Annotated in this window: 2 protein-coding genes; both read left to right on the top strand. The window is 66.6% G+C overall.

What is annotated here, in order from left to right; translation table 11 throughout:
* Window positions 1-152 precede the first annotated feature (152 nt).
* Window positions 153-386, top strand: a complete 234-nt coding sequence (locus A5622_RS00355; RefSeq protein WP_066867433.1) for an MbtH family protein — start codon at window positions 153-155, stop codon at window positions 384-386.
* A 17-nt stretch (window positions 387-403) separates the two neighbouring features.
* Window positions 404-18,262 (top strand): non-ribosomal peptide synthetase, encoded by a 17,859-nt coding sequence (locus A5622_RS00350; RefSeq protein WP_082994496.1) that lies wholly within the window; start codon window positions 404-406, stop codon window positions 18,260-18,262.
* Window positions 18,263-18,336 lie beyond the last annotated feature (74 nt).

Here is an 18,336-nt window from a genome sequence, read left to right as displayed (position 1 = left end):
GTGTGTGCAGTTACTACGCTACCCGGCTTGATAAGCCTTACAACATGATTCAAACCCATACGCTCCCGATCATGTGTAGACCGTTGCTCGGTTAAGCCCCCGAGCTCCCGGTCGGGACCAGCAAGTGCGCAATTCGAGAACTTGGAGGACTAGTGAGTATCAATCCGTTCGATGACGACAATGGCAGCTTTCTCGTGCTGATCAATGACGAAGAGCAACACAGCCTGTGGCCGGCATTCGCCGACATTCCGGCCGGCTGGCAGATGGTTTACGGCGAAGCGGATCGCACTGCGTGCCTGGATTACATCGAACAGAACTGGCCCGATATCCGGCCGAAGACTCTACGAACCAGGCTGGCGACAGAGCGCCGGGGTTCTGGCGAGTAAACCGCGAAGGAAATCCGATGACGATTGATGACCGGGCGCTGCAGGTTGGGCGCGAACAACTGACGGAACCTGACGGTGGCCCATTCCCGCTGACGCGCGGACAGCTAGACATTTGGCTTGCGCAGCAAACGGACCACCAAGGTGCGAGGTGGCAGCTGGGCTATCTTCTGCGAATTGAGGGCACGGTCGACCCGTGGCTGCTTGAGCACACGATCCGGCAAGTGGTGCGCGAGGCCGAACCGATCAGAGCTGCCTTCTTCCAGGTGGATGGCCAGGTCTTCCAACAGGCGGTCGATTACCCGGATGTCGAGCTCGCCTGCTATGAGCACATGGGCTCGCAGGACCCGGTCCAGGAAGCCTATCGGCTGGCAGCCTCGATTCAGAGCACGGTGATGCCGCTTGATGGCCCGCTGTTCAAATTTGCGTTATTGCAAACGCGGCCGGATGAGTTTTATCTTTTCGTCTGCTGCCACCACATAGTGGCGGATGGAATCGGCCTTGCCCTTATTTGTCATCGGATCGGAGAGGTCTACAACGCCCTGGCTTCGGGGGCACCGATTCCCCCCGTCTTCTTTGGATCGCTGAGTGATCTGATTGCTTGCGAGGTGGAATACGAAGCGTCCACCGATTACCTCGATGATCAGGCCTATTGGGCCAAGAACCTGCCGGCGGAAAGCGAACCGCGTTATCGGTCGGCGCCCGCAACGGGCGCGCGCGAGCCATCTGAATCGTCTCCACCCGTTGAATTAGACCCGGCCGTAGTCGCCGGGATCCAGGAATTGGCGCAGGCGTTGGGCGTGCGCCGCTCTTCGGTGATCGCTGCGGCATGCGCGCTGCTGGTGGGTGGTTGCGACGTCGAGAGTTCCGAGGTGGTGTTCGAATTCCCGGTAAGCAGGCGGGTGCGTCCGGAGACGCAGGCGGTGCCCGGCATGATTACCGGGTTCGTCCCACTGGTGTTAAAAGCTTCGCCGGGGTCCTCGGTTGCCAGTTTTTGTGAACATGTCGACACGCGACTGCGAGAAGCGCTGCACCATCAGCGATTCCCGGTGCACCTCATCGAGAACAGGCGTCTCCGCGGCTCTGCGCAGCGGTCAAATCGCATAATCCTCAACTTCATTCCGACTACAAACCTGGCGAACATTGCTGGTGCCACGGTTTCGGGAACACTGACCCACACCAATCTCGTCGATCAGCTTGGGCTGGATTTTTTCAGCGACCACGATCGGCTTTTTCTCGGCATGCAGCCCGGCGCCACGACGGGTGGGTTCGGGGGCGCTGGACAATGGCTTTCTGATTGTGACGTCCGCGATTTGATCGATCGGTTGGAGCGGGTGTTGGTGGCGATGACCGCCGACCCGGCACGGCCGCTGTCATCGGTGGATGTGCTCGGCGCGGGTGAGCATGCCCGGCTGGGGGAGATCGGCAATCGGGCCGTGTTGAGCGAGTCGGCGAGTATGCCGGTGTCGATCCCGGCGCTGTTCGCGACTCATGTGACCAGGATTCCGGATGCGGTGGCGGTGGTGGGTGAGGGCAAGTCGGTCACTTACCGCGAGCTCGATGAGGCTTCGAATCGGCTGGCGCACATGTTGGCTGGCCGAGGTGCGGGCCCTGGACAGGTTGTGGCACTGCTATTTTCGCGTTCGGCCGAGGCGGTGGCCGCGATCTTGGCGGTGCTCAAGACGGGGGCGGCCTATCTGCCGATCGACCCGGCAGTGCCCGATGAGCGGATCGGATTCGTGCTGGCCGATGCCGCACCGATCGCCGCGGTGACGTCCGGTGGGCTGGCCGAGCGGCTCGACAACCATGACGTGGTCGTCATCGATGTCAACGATCCCGCTGTGGATGCCCAGCCCAGTACAGGCTTGACGGGCCCCGAGCCCGACGCTATCGCGTACTTGATCTACACCTCGGGCACCACCGGGGTGCCCAAGGGGGTGGCGATCACCCATTGCAATGTGACCGAGCTGTTGGGGTCGTTGGGCGCCGGCCTGCCGGGGACGGGTACGTGGGCGTTGTGTCACTCGTTGGCTTTCGACGTGTCGGTGTGGGAGATCTTTGGTGCCCTGTTGCGAGGTGGGCGCCTGGTGGTGGTCTCTGAGCCGGTGACCAGTTCCCCGCACGAGTTACATCGGGTTTTGGTGGCCGAGCGGGTCAGCATGTTCAGTCAAACCCCGTCCGCCTTGAGCGTGTTGTCTCCGCGGGGTTTGGAGTCGGTGGCCGTGGCCGTGGTCGGTGAGGCGTGCCCCGTCGAGGTGGTGGATCGGTGGGCGCCTGGTCGGGTGATGGTCAATGCCTATGGCCCGACCGAGACCACGATGTGTGTGGCGATCAGCGCCCCGCTGTCCGCGGGCGCGGGTGTGGTGCCGATCGGCTCGCCGGTCAGCGGAGCCGCACTGTTTGTCCTCGACAGTTGGTTGCGCCCGGTGCCCGCCGGGGTGGTGGGGGAGTTGTATGTGGCCGGCACCGGGGTCGGGGTCGGGTATGTGGGTCGGGCCTCGTTGACCGCCTCGCGGTTTGTGGCCTGCCCGTTCACCGGTGCGTGGGGGCAGCGGATGTATCGGACCGGCGATCTGGTGCGCTGGCGTGCCGATGGGCAGCTGGAGTATCTGGGGCGTGCTGATGAGCAGGTCAAGATCCGCGGCTACCGCATCGAACTGGGCGAGATCCAGAGCGCACTGACCGCCCTCGACGGCGTCGAGCAAGCGGTCGTGATCGCCCGCGAAGACCGCCCCGGCGACAAACGCCTCATCGGCTATGTCACCGAATCGAGCAGCGGGGCAGTAGATCCGGGCGCGCTGCGTACCGCGCTGGCCGAGCGATTGCCCGAGTACATGGTGCCCGCCGCGGTGGTCGTGCTGGACGCGCTGCCGCTCACTGTCAACGGCAAACTCGATACCCGCGCTTTGCCCGCACCCGAATACCAGAACGCCGGATATCGCGCACCGGCCAGTGCGGTCGAGGAGATCCTGGCCGGTATTTACGCGGACGTGCTCGGCGTCGAGCGTGTCGGGGTGGACCAGTCGTTTTTCGACCTGGGCGGGGATTCACTGCTGGCGACGCGCCTGATCGCGGTGATCGAGACCAGTCTGCACGCCGAGCTTTCGGTGCGCACGGTGTTCGAGTCGCCCACGGTGGCCCAGTTGGCGCTCCGCGTCTGCGCGGGCGCAAGTCGGCTTGAGCCGTTGGTGGCGGTGGAGCGGCCTGCGGCGGTTCCGCTGTCGTTCGCCCAGCAGCGGTTGTGGTTTATCGACCAATTGCAGGGACCGTCACCGATCTACAACATACCGGCCGCATTGCGGCTATGTGGACGGCTGGATGCCGAGGCGTTGGGTGCGGCGCTGGCCGATGTGGTGGCCCGCCATGAGACCCTCCGCACGCTGTTTACGGCGCCCACCGGAACACCGCAGCAAGTGGTTATCCCATCAGAAGAAGTCGATTTCGGTTGGGAGATCATTGATGCCACCGGCTGGTCGTCAGGCCGCCTCAGTGAGGCCGTAAACGCCGCGGCGTGCCACACATTCGATCTGGCCACCGAGATCCCCTTGCGGGCAAAGCTTTTCCGCGTCGCCGACGACGAACACGTGCTGGTGGCCGTGGTGCACCACATCGCCGCCGACGGCTGGTCGATCACCGCACTGGTGCGTGATATGGGACTGGCTTACGCCAGCCGGTGTGTGGGTCAAGCCCCGGGGTGGGCGCCGTTGCCGGTGCAGTACGTCGATTACACGCTGTGGCAGCGTGCGCAGTTGGGCGATGTCGCCGATCGCGAGAGTCCGATCGCTGCGCAGTTGGCCTACTGGGAACAGGAGCTGGCTGGGCTGCCCGAGCGCCTGGCGTTGCCCACCGATAGGCCCTACCCGCCGGTGGCCGATTACCGCGGCGCCAGCGTAATCGTGGACTGGCCCGCCGAGCTCCAAGAGCGGGTGCGCGCGGTGGCACGCGAGCACAATGCGACCAGCTTCATGGTGATCCAGGCCGCCCTGGCCGTACTGCTGGGCAAGCTCAGCGCCAGCAGCGACGTGGCAGTCGGATTCGCGACCGCCGGGCGGAGCGACCCAGCGCTCGATGAGCTGGTGGGGTTCTTCATCAACACCCTGGTGCTGCGGGCCGATTTGGCCGGGGACCCCACCGTGGCCGAGTTGCTGGCCCAGGTGCGGTCGCGCAGCGTCGCCGCCTACGAACACCAAGACGTGCCCTTCGAGGTGCTCGTTGATCGACTGAACCCGACCCGAAGCCTGGCCCACCACCCGCTGATACAGGTCGTGTTGGCCTGGCAGAACTTCCCGGGGCACACCAGCGACCCCGCCGCCGGGCTGGACCTGGGCGACCTGAAGGTCACGCGTTTGCCAGTGGACACCCAATCGGCGCGCATGGATCTGACGTTCACCCTCGCGGAACGTTTCACCCAGACCGGTGAGCCCGCCGGAATCGCCGGGGATGTGGAGTTTCGCACTGATGTCTTTGACGCGGCCAGCATCGAGGCGCTGATCGAGCGGTTGCGGCGAGCATTGACGGCCATGACCGCCGACCCCAGCCGACGGTTGTCGTCGGTGGACCTGATGGATGCCGACGAGCACACCCAACTGGACAAGATCGGTAACCGGGAGGCGCTGGCCCGGCCGGTGCCAAGCGTGGCGTCGATCCCGGCGGTGTTCGCCGCTCAGGTGGCGCGCACGCCAGAGGCGGCGGCGATCACCTTTGCAGGCCAGTCGATGACCTACCGCGAGCTCGACGAGGCGTCCAACCGGTTGGCGCACCTGCTGGCTGCCCTGGGCGCCGGCCCGGGACAGTGTGTGGCGCTGCTGTTGCCACGATCGGCCGAGGCGGTCCTGGCGGTAATGGCGGTGCTCAAGACCGGGGCGGCCTATCTGGCGATCGACCCGGCGCATCCCACCGCGCGCATGGAGTTCATGGTTGCTGATGCCGCACCGATCGCCGCGATCACCACCGCAGGACTGGCCGAGCGGTTCGACGGTTGTGGCCTGCCGGTCATCGACGTCGCGGACCCGCGCATCCTCGGCTGCCCGTGCACGGGCTTGGCGGCGCCGGGCCCCGAAGCGATCGCTTACCTGATCTACACCTCGGGCACCACCGGGGTTCCCAAGGGGGTGGCCGTCGCTCACCAGAATGTGATCCGGCTACTGGACTCTTTGAATGCGGACCAAGAGCTGGTGGGGCAGGTGTGGACGCAGTGCCACTCGCTGGCCTTCGACTACTCGGTGTGGGAAATCTTCGGTGCGCTGTTGCACGGCGGACGGCTCGTGGTGGTGCCGGAGTCGGTGACCCGCTCGCCTGAAGAGCTGCACGCCTTGCTGATTGCCGAACAGGTCAGCGTATTGAGTCAGACGCCGTCTGCGTTTTATGCGCTGCAAACCGCCGACGCGCGGGCAGCCGAGTCCGAGGAACGGCTGAACCTGCAGATGGTGGTGTTCGGTGGCGAGGCGCTAGAACCCCAGCGCCTCGGGACGTGGTTGGACCGCCACCCGCGATCACCGCGGCTCATCAACATGTACGGCATCACCGAGACAACGGTGCACGCCTCGTTCCGGGAGATCACGGTCGCCGACGTCGACCGCAGTGTCAGCCCGATCGGGTTGCCCCTGAACCATCTCGGCTTTTTCGTGCTGGACACCGACTTGCACCCGGTGCCCGTCGGGGTGACAGGGGAGTTGTACGTGGCCGGCGGCGGACTGGCGTACGGATACCTGGGCCGCGCGGGGCTGACGGCGTCGCGGTTTGTGGCGTGCCCGTTCGCCGCGTCCGGGGCGCGGATGTATCGGACCGGGGATCTGGTGAGTTGGGGTCCCGATGGGCAGCTGCGGTATCTGGGGCGCGCCGACGAGCAGGTCAAGATCCGGGGATATCGCATCGAGCTCGGCGAAATCCAAGCGGCGCTGGCCGCATTCGACGGGGTGGAGCAGGCGGCGGTCATCGCCCGCGAGGACCGCCCCGGCGACAAGCGGCTGGTGGGTTATGTCACCGGAACCGCTGACCCGGCCGAGGTTCGGGCATGGCTGGGTCAGCGGCTTCCGGCCTACATGGTGCCGGCGGCGGTGGTGGTGATCGATGCGCTGCCGCTCACGGTCAACGGCAAGCTGGATACCCGGGCCCTGCCGGCGCCCGAATACGGCGAGGGTGATCGGTACCGCGCCCCGGCTACGCCCACCGAGGAGATCCTGGCCGGCATCTACGCTCAAGTGCTCGGGCTCGACCGGGTCGGGGTCGATGACTCCTTCTTCGACCTGGGCGGGGATTCGCTGTCTGCCATGCGGGTCATCGCCGCCATCAACAAATCCCTGGACGCCGGCCTTGCGGTACGCACCGTGTTCGAGTCCCCCACGATCGCCCAGTTGGCGCCCCGTATCGGCGGGGCCGGGAATGGGCGTAAGCCGCTGGTGGCCGGCGAGCGGCCCACGGTGGTGCCGTTGTCGTATGCGCAGAGCCGGCTGTGGTTCCTCGACCGATTCGAGGGCGGGGTGGCGACCTACAACATGCCGACCGCGTTTCGGATCAGCGGGGCGCTGGACGTCGAGGCGCTGACGGCGGCAATCGATGACGTGATCGCCCGCCACGAGACGCTGCGCACCATATTTCCGGATATCGACGGCGTGCCGTTCCAGAAGGTACTGCCGGCCGAGGCGGGGATGTGGCGTCGCGGGGCCCCCGCAGTCGTGTCGTTGGCGGAGCAGGATCTAGTCGGCGAACTGGTTGGGCTGGCGGGCCATCGGTTTGACTTGGCAACCGAAATCCCGCTTCGGGCGCAGATCTATGAGGTGAGCCCCGAGCAGCATGTCGTGGGAATTGTGGTGCACCACATCGCTTGTGACGGGTGGTCCCTGGCGCCGATGGCCAGAGATATCGGCGAGGCATATCGGGCGCGGCGGCAGGGCCAGACCCTGCAGTTGGCGCCGTTGCCGGTGCAGTACGCCGATTTCACCCTCTGGCAACGGGAATGGTTGGGCGTCGAGTCCGATCCCGACAGTGTGATCGCCGGGCAGTTGGCGTACTGGCGAAACGAGTTGGCCGATCTGCCCGAGGTGGTGTCGCTGCCGGCGGACCGGGCGCGCCCGCCGGTGCCGAGCTACCGCGGCGATGCGGTGGACGTGCACCTCGATCCACGGCTGTGGGCCGGAATCAAGGCGCTGGCGGCTGCGCATAATGCGACCGCCTCGATGGTGTTGCAGGCGGCCATGGCGGTGGTGTTGCACCGGGCCGGGGCCGGCGAGGACATCGCGATCGGCACCCCGATCGCCGGCCGGATGGATGCGGCGCTCGATGAGCTGGTCGGGTTCTTCGTCAACACGTGGGTGTTGCGGGTGGGGGTGACGCCCGCGAACCGGTTCAGCGAGGTGCTTGAGGGCGTGCGTCAGAAAGCGCTGGACGCCTACAGCAACCAGGATCTGCCCTTTGAGCGGCTGGTCGAGCAGCTCAACCCGGTGCGCTCCACGGCGCATCATCCGGTGTTCCAAGTGGCCTTGGCCTTCCAGAACAATGTGCGCCCCGACGTGGCTCTCGACGGGCTCAGCGTCGAGCCACTCGCGGTGGACAGCCGCACCGCCAAATTCGACCTGGACGTCGATCTGCGAGAGGTGCCCTCCGAGGACCCGACCGCACCGATGGCCGCCGGCGTCGTGACCTATGCCACCGACCTGTACGACCGGGTCACCATCGAGCGCTTCGTCACCTGGTTTGAGCGGGTGATCGAAGCGATCGTAGGGGACGCGTCCGTGGTGGTGGGCGACCTGGCGTTGCTGGATCCCGACGAGCGGGATTTGGTGCTCTTGCGGTGGTCTGGCGCCGGCGTCGAGGCGCCGACGGGAGTGGCGCCGGAGTTGTTGGCAGCAGCGGTGGCCGCCGATCCGGACGCGGTGGCGGTCGTCGATCATGCCCGGACCTTGTCCTATCGCGAACTCGACCAGTGGTCGACGCGGCTGGCGCGGGTGCTGATCGAGGCAGGGGTGGGTCCGGAACGCGCCGTCGGCGTGGCGATCGGCCGGTCCACGGAGCTGGTGGTGGCGTGGTGGGCGGTGCAGAAAGCCGGCGGCGTGTATGTGCCGGTCGATCCCACTCACCCCGTCGAGCGGATCGCCACGGTGCTGGACTCGGTGGACGCGGTGTGCGTCCTGACCCGCGATGCCGACGTGGTGGCCGGGGCCGGGACGCGCGCGGTGCTGCGCATGGACGGCCTGGACCTTTCTGGGCGGTGCGCAGAGGCGATCACCGACGCCGACCGGCTGGCGTCGCTGGGGCCGGATAACACCGCCTATGTGATCTTCACGTCGGGGTCCACCGGCACCCCCAAGGGTGTGGCGGTCAGCCACGGCGGTCTGCCCGGGGTAGCCGCGGCGCACCGCGAGGTATTCGGCATGGGCGAGGACACCCGCATGCTGGCGGTGCTCTCCCCGACGTTTGACGCCGCGCTCGGCGAGCTATTGGTCGCGGTGGGAGCGCGGGGCGCGTTGGTGGTTGCGCCGCCGGAGGTCTTTGCCGGCGAGGCGTTGACCGCCTTGCTGGAGGAGCATCGGGTCAACGCGGCGGTGATGACCCCGACGTTGCTCTCGACGCTGGATCGAACCCGGCTGGATGGGTTGTCCACGCTGATCGTCGGCGGTGAGGCCTGCCCGGACGAGTTGGTGACCGCGTGGGCGCCGGGGCGGTGCATGTTCAACGGCTACGGTCCCACCGAGGCCACGATCTGGGCCACCACTGCGCCGCTGCTGGCGGGGCAGCCGGTCCGCATCGGCACCCCGCTCCCGGGGATGCGCGCACTGGTGCTCGACGCGCGGCTGAACCCCGCGCCGATCGGGGTGGTCGGTGACCTGTATCTGGGCGGACCGGCGGTGGCGTGCGGCTACCTGGGCCGGGCGGAATTGACCGCGGAACGATTCGTGGCGGATCCCTACGGGCCTGCGGGCGCGCGGCTGTATCGCACCGGCGACCTGGTGCGCTGGGCACCCGACGGAACCCTGGAATATCTCGGCCGTGCCGACGCACAGATCAAGCTGCGTGGACACCGCATCGAACTGGGCGAAATCGAAAACACCTTGCTGGGCTGCCCCCAGGTCACCCGCGCGGCCGCGACCGTGCATGAGAGCAAAACCGGCTCGCATCTGGTCGCCTATGTGACCCTCGAGCAGACCACCACCGCCGAGCACGACGCCGAAACCGTCGACGCGTGGCAACAGCTATATGACGAGGCGTATGGCGCTGACGTGGAGGCGCCGGAGTTCGGCATGGACTTCCGCGGCTGGAACAGCAGCTACACCGACGATCCGATTCCGCTCGAAGAGATGGAGGAGTGGCGTTCGGCCACCGTGGATCGGATCCTTCAACTGCATCCCGCGCGGGTACTGGAGATCGGCGTGGGCTCGGGGCTATTGCTTTCCCAGGTGGCCCCGGTGTGTTCCGAGTATTGGGCGACGGACTTCTCCGCGCCGACGATCCAGCGGCTGCAGGCCGCCGTGGCCGGACGGTCGTGGGGCGATCGGGTGCGGTTGCAGGTGCAGCCCGCCGATGTCGCCGCCGGGTTGCCGGAAGGCCACTTCGATCTCGTGGTGCTCAATTCGGTGGTCCAGTACTTCCCGAGCGCGCGGTATCTGACCGACGTGCTGGCGGTCGCGATGCGATTGCTGGCACCGGGCGGGGCACTGTTTATCGGCGATGTGCGCAACCACAGTCTGCAGGGCGCGTTCCAGACCGGGATCGCGCTCGCCCGCAGCGCCACCGACATCGCCGACGCCGACGAGATTCGCCAACGAGTTCAGCGCGCCGTGCTCAGCGAAGCCGAATTGTTGTTGGCCCCAGAGTTTTTCACCACCTGGGCTGCCGGCCATCCGTCGGCGGCCGGGCTGGATATCGAAGTCAAGCGCGGGATGGCCGACAACGAACTCAACCGCTATCGTTACGACCTCGTCGTCCGTAAATCCCCCGCGCCGGTGCGCTCCCTGGCCGGCGCAGACAGCTGGGCGTGGACCCAGTGCGCGGGGCTGAGCGGACTGCACGATCGGTTGGTGGCTCAGCGTCCCAACACCGTTCGCATCACCGAGATCCCCCGCGCCGGACTGATCAGCGACGTCCGCATCGAGCAAGCCCTGCTGGGCGGGCTTTCCCTGGCGGACGCAGTGGCCCTGGCCGACGGCGCCGATGCAGTTGTCCCCGAACAACTGCACCGCCTTGGGGAGAGCGCCGGATATCACGTCGCCGTCACCTGGGGTGCCCAACCGGGCACCGTGGATGCGGTGTTCATCGCTGCAGCGGACGCTGAGCGGACGTCGGCGCTGACCGATCTGTATCTGCCGGCTGACGGGCCCCACCGGGTCACCGGTTACGCCAATGACCCGCAGACCAACACCAAGATCACCGCGGTGCGTCAGCAATTGAGCGCGTGGTTGCCCGAATATATGGTGCCGACCCATATCGTGGTGCTCGACGAGTTCCCGATGACGACCTCGGGCAAGATCGACCGTAAAGCCTTGCCGGCGCCGGTGTTTGCCACCACAGCCTTCCGGGCGCCGCAGACCCAGACGGAAAGAATCCTCGCCGGCATCTATGCCGAGGTGCTCGGGATCGACAAGATCGGGATCGACGACTCGTTCTTCGACCTGGGCGGGGATTCCCTGTCGGCGATGCGTTTGATCGCCGCGGTCAACACCCGTCTGGATGCCGATATTTCGGTGCGTGCGGTGTTCGAGGCGCCCACGGTCGCCCAGTTGGCGTCCCGTGTCGGTAAGGGCGGGGGCCTGGAGCCGCTGAAGCCGGTTGAGCGGCCGGCGGTGGTTCCGTTGTCGTTTGCCCAGAGCCGGTTATGGTTCATCGACCAGTTGCAGGGGCCCTCACCGCTTTACAACGTGGTGCTGCCGTTGCGGCTGGCCGGGCCGCTTGATGTGGACGCGCTGGGTGCGGCACTGGTGGATGTGGTGGGCCGCCACGAGAGCCTGCGCACGCTGTTCCCGGCGGTCGAGGGGGTACCGCGGCAGCTGGTAGTGCCCGCCGAGCAGGCCGATTTCGGTTGGGACGTCATCGATGCCACCGGCTGGCCGGCAGGCCGGCTGCAGGAGGCTATCCGCGCTACCGTGAGTTACGGATTTGACCTGGCTGCCGAGATCCCGTTGCGGGCAAGGCTTTTCCGCGTCGCCGAGGACGAACACGTGATAGTGGCGGTGGTGCACGAAATCGCCGCTGATGGTTGGTCGACGACCCGGCTGGTGCGTGACCTGGGGGTGGCCTATGCCAGCCGGTGCGAGGGGCAACCCCCCGGCTGGACGCCATTGCCGGTGCAGTATGTCGATTACACGCTGTGGCAGCGCGCGCAGTTCGGCGATCTCGATGACACTGAAAGCCGCATCGCCGCGCAGGTGGCCTACTGGGAGCAGGCGCTGGCCGGGATGCCCGAGCGGCTGCAGCTGCCCACCGATCGGCCCTACCCGCCGGTGGCCGATCAGCGCGGCGCCAGGGTGGCGGTGCAGTGGCCGGCGCTATTGCAGCAGCAGGTCGCCCGTGTTGGCCGCGAGCACAACGCGACCGGTTTCATGGTGACGCAGGCCGCCCTGGCGGTGGTGCTGTCCAAGCTCAGCGCCAGCAGCGATGTGGCAGTGGGCTTCCCGATTGCCGGGCGCCGCGACCCGGCACTGGATGAGCTGGTGGGCTTTTTCGTCAACACCTTGGTGCTGCGCGTCGATCTAGCCGGCGATCCCACCGTGGCCGAGCTGCTGGCTCAGGTGCGAGCACGCAGCCTGGCCGCCTACGAGCACCAAGACGTGCCCTTCGAGGTGCTCGTCGAGCGGCTCAACCCCGCGCGGTCGCTGGCCCATCACCCGCTGGTTCAGGTGGTGTTCGCCTGGAACAACTTCCCCGGGCAAATCGAAGTCCCCGCGACCGGGCTGAGTTTGGGCGATCTTCAGGTCACGCCGCTGGTCGGCGACACCCAAACCGCGAAGATGGATGTGGTCTTCTTCCTCAAGGAATCCTGGACCGAGGCCGGTGAGCCCGCCGGGATTTCCGGGACGGTGGAATATCGCACCGACGTGTTCGACCCGGCCAGCATCGAGGCGTTGATCGAGCGGTTGGAGCGGGTGTTGGCGGCGATGACCGCCGATCCCACCCGGCGGCTGTCGTCGGTGGATTTGCTTGGCGAGGGTGAGCATGCCCGCTTGGATCGGATCGGTAACCGGGCGGCGTTGACCCGACCCGCACCGCCGCCGGTGTCGATTCCGGTGTTGTTCGCCGCGCAGGTGGCTCGCGCCCCGGAGGCGGTGGCACTGACGTGCGGAGGCCGCTCGATGACCTACCGCGAGCTTGATGAGTCGTCGAACCGGTTGGCGCACTTGCTCGCCGACCAGGGAGTGGGCGCGGGGGCGCCGGTGGCACTGCTGTTTTCCCGGTCGATGGAGGCGGTCGTGGCGATTCTGGCGGTGCTCAAGGCCGGGGCGGCGTATCTGCCGATTGACCCGGGCGCGCCGGCGGAACGGATCGGATTCCTGCTCGACGACGCTCAGCCGACCGCGGCGATCACCACGGCGGACCTGCGCGTGCGTCTCGACGGGCGTCAGCTGCTGGTCATCGATGTCAACGATCCCCGCGTGGACACCTACCCGTGCACGGGTGTGCCGGGGCCGGCCCCGGATGACGTCGCCTATTTGATCTACACCTCGGGCACCACCGGCGTGCCCAAGGGAGTGGCGATCACCCATCACAACCTCACCCAGCACCTGGAGTCGTTGAACGCTGGCCTGCCGCCCGGACGAGTGTGGACGCAATGCCATCCCTACGTCTTTGACTTCTCGGTGTGGGAGATCTGGGGCGCGTTACTGCACGGCGGGCGCCTAGTGGTGGTGCCCGAGTCGGTGACGAGTTCCCCGGAAGAGTTTCATGCCTTGATGGTGGCGGAGCAGGTCAGCGTGTTGACCCAGACACCGTCGGCGGTGGCGGCGTTGCCGGTTGAGGGATTGGAGTCGGTGGCGCTGCTGGTGGGTGGCGAGGCCTGCTCGGCCGAGGTGGTGGATCGCTGGGCGCCGGGGCGGGTGATGGTCAATGCCTATGGCCCGACCGAGGTCACGATATACGCGGCGATGAGCGCGCCGCTGGCGGCGGGTTCGGGTGTGGTGCCGATCGGCGCGCCGGTGTCAGGGGCGGCATTGTTCGTGCTGGATAGCTGGCTGCGGCCCGTTCCCGCGGGAGTCGTCGGGGAGTTGTACGTGGCCGGTGGGGGGCTGGCGAACGGATATGTGGGCCGGGCTTCGTTGACCGGGTCGCGGTTTGTGGCGTGCCCGTTCGGGGCGCCGGGGACGCGGATGTATCGCACCGGAGACTTGGTGTGGTGGGGTGCTGACGGGCAGCTGCGGTATCTGGGACGTGCCGATGAACAGGTCAAGATCCGCGGGTATCGCATCGAGCTGGGGGAGATTCAGGCCGCTCTGGCAGCGCTGGACGGGGTGCAGCAGGCGGTAGTGGTAGCCCGCGAGGACCGCCCGGGCGACAAACGCCTGGTCGGCTACGTGACCGGGACAGCTAGCCCGGCCGAGCTACGCAGCGCGCTGGGCGAGCGGTTGCCGGAGTACATGGTGCCGGCCGCGGTGGTGGTGTTGGCGGCGCTGCCGCTCACGCCCAATGGCAAACTCGATGCCCGCGCCCTGCCGGCGCCCGCGTATCAGAACGCCGGTTATCGCGCTCCGGCCAGCCCGGTTGAGGAGATCTTGGCCGGCGTGTTCGCCGAGGTGTTGGGGACTGACGAGGTCGGTGTCGATGACTCGTTCTTCGATGCGGGCGGGGATTCGTTGTTGGCGATGCGTCTCGTCGCCGCGATAGAGATGGGTTTGGGCGCCGAGTTGTCGGTGCGCACGGTGTTCGAGGCGCCCACGGTGGCCCAGTTGGCGTTGCGTGTGGGTGGCGACGGGGGTCGGCGCGAGCCGTTGGTGGCCCTCGAGCGGCCCGCGGTGGTGCCGTTGTCGTTTGCCCAGCAGCGGTTGTGGTTCGTCGACCAGTTGCTGGGGCCGTCACCGGTCTACAACATGGCGGCGGCGTTGCGGCTCAGTGGGCACCTGGACGCCGAGGCGTTGGGGGCGGCGCTGGCCGATGTGGTGGCTCGCCAGGAAAGCCTGCGCACCTTGTTCCCCGCGGTCGAGGGGATACCACGGCAGGTGGTGATCCCGGCCGACCGGGCCGACTTCGGCTGGCAGGTCGTCGATGCCACCGGCTGGCCGGTGGACCGGCTGCAGGATGCCATCGATCCCACGGTGCGGCACTCGTTTGATTTGGCGACCGAGATCCCGTTGCGGGCAAGGCTTTTCCGTGTCGCTGAGGATGAGCATGTGTTGGTGGCCGTGATGCACCATATCGCCGGCGACGGCTTGTCGATGGCCCCGCTGGTGGCTGATCTGGGGGTGGCCTATGCCGCCCGGTGTGCCGGGCGGGCGCCGGGGTGGGCGCCGTTGGCGGTGCAGTACGTCGATTACACGTTGTGGCAGCGCGCCCAGCTCGGGGATGTGGCCGATGCCGACAGCCCGATCGCCGCGCAGCTGGCTTATTGGGAGCAGGAGCTGGCCGGGCTGCCCGAGCGGCTGGCGTTGCCCACCGATCGGCCCTACCCGCCGGTGGCCGATTACCGCGGCGCCAGTGTGATCGTGGACTGGCCCGCCGAGCTGCAGCAACGGGTGCGCGCGCTGGCTCGCGAGCACAACGCGACCAGCTTCATGGTGATCCAGGCCGCCCTGGCGGTGCTGCTGGGCAAGCTCAGCGCCAGCAGTGATGTGGCAGTTGGGTTCTCGATCGCCGGGCGTGACGATCCCGCACTCGATGAGCTGGTGGGATTCTTCGTCAACACCTTGGTGCTGCGGGTCGATTTGTCGGGTGACCCCAGCTTCACCGAAGCCCTCGACCAGGTGCGTGCCCGCAGCCTGGCCGCCTACGAGCACCAGGATGTGCCCTTCGAGTTACTCGTCGAGCGGCTCAACCCCACCCGCAGCCTGGCCCATCATCCGCTGGTGCAGGTCGCGCTGGCTTGGCAAAACTTCGCCGGGCCCGACAATGACCTGGCCGCCGGGGGGCTGGCTTTGGGTGATTTGCAGGTCACACCGCTATCGGCGGACACGCGGGTCGCCCGCATGGATCTGACCTTCACGCTGGCCGAACGTTTCGGCGAGGGCGGCCAGCCCGCCGGGATCGCCGGGTCGGTGGAGTATCGCACCGACGTGTTCGACGCGGCCAGCATCGAGGCGTTGATCGAGCGGTTGGGCCGCGTCTTGGCGGCCGTGAGTGCCGACCCCAGCCAGCACTTGTCAGCGGTCGATCTACTCGACGAGCGTGAGCACGCCCACCTCGACGGGATCGGCAACCGGGCCGCGTTGACCGCGCCGCAGTCCACCGCGGTGTCGATTCCGACGCTGTTCGCTGCGCAGGTGGCGCGCACGCCCGAGGCGGTGGCGATCACCTGCGACGGCCACTCGATGACCTACCGGGGCCTCGACGAGGCATCTGACCGGTTGGCGCATCTGCTGGCCGGCCATGGGGCGGGCCCGGGACAGACTGTGGCACTGCTGCTTTCCCGTTCCGCCGAGGCGATCGTGGCGATCTTGGCGGTGCTCAAAACCGGGGCAGCCTACCTGCCGCTCGACCCCGCGCATCCCGACGCGCGAATCGAATTCATCCTGGCCGACGTCGCGCCGATCGCCGCGCTCACCACCGCCGAGCTCGCCGACCGGTTCGACAAATACTCGTGTGACCTGGTGGTCATCGACGTCAAGGACGCCCAGATCAAGGACGCCCGAATCAACGGCTACCCGTGCACCGACCTGTCGGCGCCGGCCCCCGACGACATCGCCTACCTCATCTACACGTCTGGCACCACCGGTGTGCCCAAAGGCGTTGCCATCACCCATCACAACGTCACCCAGATGTTCGGGCCGCCGGATATCCACCTGCCGGCGGGGCCGTCGACGCTGGGGCATTCCTTGGCCTTCGACGCCTCGGTGGAAGAGATCTGGCGTGCGTTGTTCCACGGCGGGCGGCTGGTAGTGGTGCCCGAGTCGGTGACACGCTCGGCCGAAGACTTGCATGCCTTGCTCGTCGCTGAGCAGGTCAAGACATCGAGTCAGTCGCCGTCTCCGCTGGCGATGCTGTCCCCTGAGGGATTGGAGTCGATGGCGCTGCTGGTGGCCGGTGAGGCGTGCCCGGCCGAGCTGGTGGATCGGTGGGCGCCCGGGCGGGTGATGGTCAATGAATACGGCCCGACCGAAACCACGGTGTGTGCATCCAGGAGTGCGCCGTTGGTCGCCGGTTCGGGCGCGCCGCCGATCGGCTCGCCGCTCCCAGGCGCCGCGTTGTTCGTGCTGGATCAGTGGGCGCGTCCAGTGCCGGTCGGGGTCGTCGGGGAGTTGTATGTGGCCGGTGTCGGAGTCGGGGTCGGCTATATGTTCCGCGCGGGATTGACCGCATCGCGGTTTGTTGCCTGCCCGTTCGGGGCGCCGGGGACACGGATGTATCGCACCGGAGACCTGGTGAAGTGGGGCCCCGATGGGCAACTGCAGTACCTGGGCCGCGCCGACGAGCAAGTCAAAATCCGTGGTTACCGCATCGAACTCGGAGAAGTTCGCGCCGCCCTGGCCGCACTCGACGGCGTAGATCAGGTGGCGGTGATCGCGCGCGAGGACCGCCCCGGTGACAAGCGCCTGATCGGCTACATCACCGGCACTGCAGATCCGGCCGAAAGCCGCACAAAGCTCATGCAGCGACTCCCGGCCTACATGGTGCCCGCCGCGGTCGTGGTGATCGACGCACTGCCGCTGACGGTCAACGGCAAACTCGACACCCGCGCCCTGCCGGCGCCGGAATACCAACGGGGCGATCGCTATTGCGCCCCGACCACTCCCACCGAGGAGATCATGGCCGGCATTTACGCCCAGATACTCGGCCTCGAACGGGTCGGGGTCGACGACTCCTTCTTCGATTTGGGCGGGGATTCGCTGTCGGCGATGCGCCTGATCGCCGCGATCAACACCAGCCTCGACGCCAACCTAGCGGTGCGCACACTATTCCAGGCGCCGTCCGTGCGGAGCTTGAGTCAGCAGCTGGACCAAGATGCCGGCGAGGTGGAACTAGTCCCCGTTGAGTTCCTCAAAGAGGGCGCGGGTCGCCCGATGTTCTGCATCCATCCCGCGGGTGGGCTGGTCTGGCCGTATTACGCTCTCGGCGATTACTTGGACTGCCCGATCATTGGCATTCAACAAACCCCGCAAAATGGCGAGGCTGAACCCGAGTCAATCCGCGAGATGGCGGTAACCTACGCCGACCGGATCCAAGGGGTTGATCCAACCGGGCCCTACAACCTTCTCGGTTGGTCGTTTGGCGGCATTGTCGCGCATGAAATTGCCATCGAGCTGCAGCGGCGCGGATGCGTAATCGCAAACCTTGTCCTTCTCGACGCTTTACTCATCACCGACAGCAGCGTCGATCTACCAAACCTGGCCGAGCAGGACGTCCTGGAAGAGGTCTTGCGGTTGTGTCACATAGAGATGCCGGATCAGGATGAGCCGCTTACTTTTGAGCGGGCGGAAGGACTGCTTCGCGAACGAGGAATTGTCGAATTTGCTCGGTACAAACAACTTGTCGATTTCGGCGTTCAGAACATCAACCGTAACCAGGCATTGGCTCAAGTCCACGAACCCGGTGTCTTCGATGGGGATATAACCCTATTCTCCGCCATGGAGGATAAGGGGGATCAGGGCTCGTGTCCTACGCAAAGTTGGCGCCCTTACGTTACTGGCGACATCAGCAGCTACCCGGTCGAGTGTGCGCACCTGGATATGTTGACTGCCGAATCGCTCGTCCAGTACGGACAACACATCAAAGCCCTGATAGAAACCGAGCCTGCGTGCATAGATTAAAAGCACCAAAAGCGCCTTGAACGCACCCGGGCAATACCGACATCACACTCACGAAAGAGCTGGGCTCCATGCGA

The sequence above is a fragment of the Mycobacterium sp. 1245801.1 genome (assembly GCF_001673055.1).
Classification (GTDB): Bacteria; Actinomycetota; Actinomycetes; order Mycobacteriales; family Mycobacteriaceae; genus Mycobacterium; species Mycobacterium europaeum_A.
This window is presented reverse-complemented; position numbering and strand designations above follow the sequence as displayed.

What these genes read in the sequence shown, in the direction of transcription:
- A5622_RS00350 (WP_082994496.1), top strand. Translation starts at nt 404, where the DNA reads ATGACGATTGATGACCGGGCGCTGCAGGTTGGGCGCGAACAACTGACG.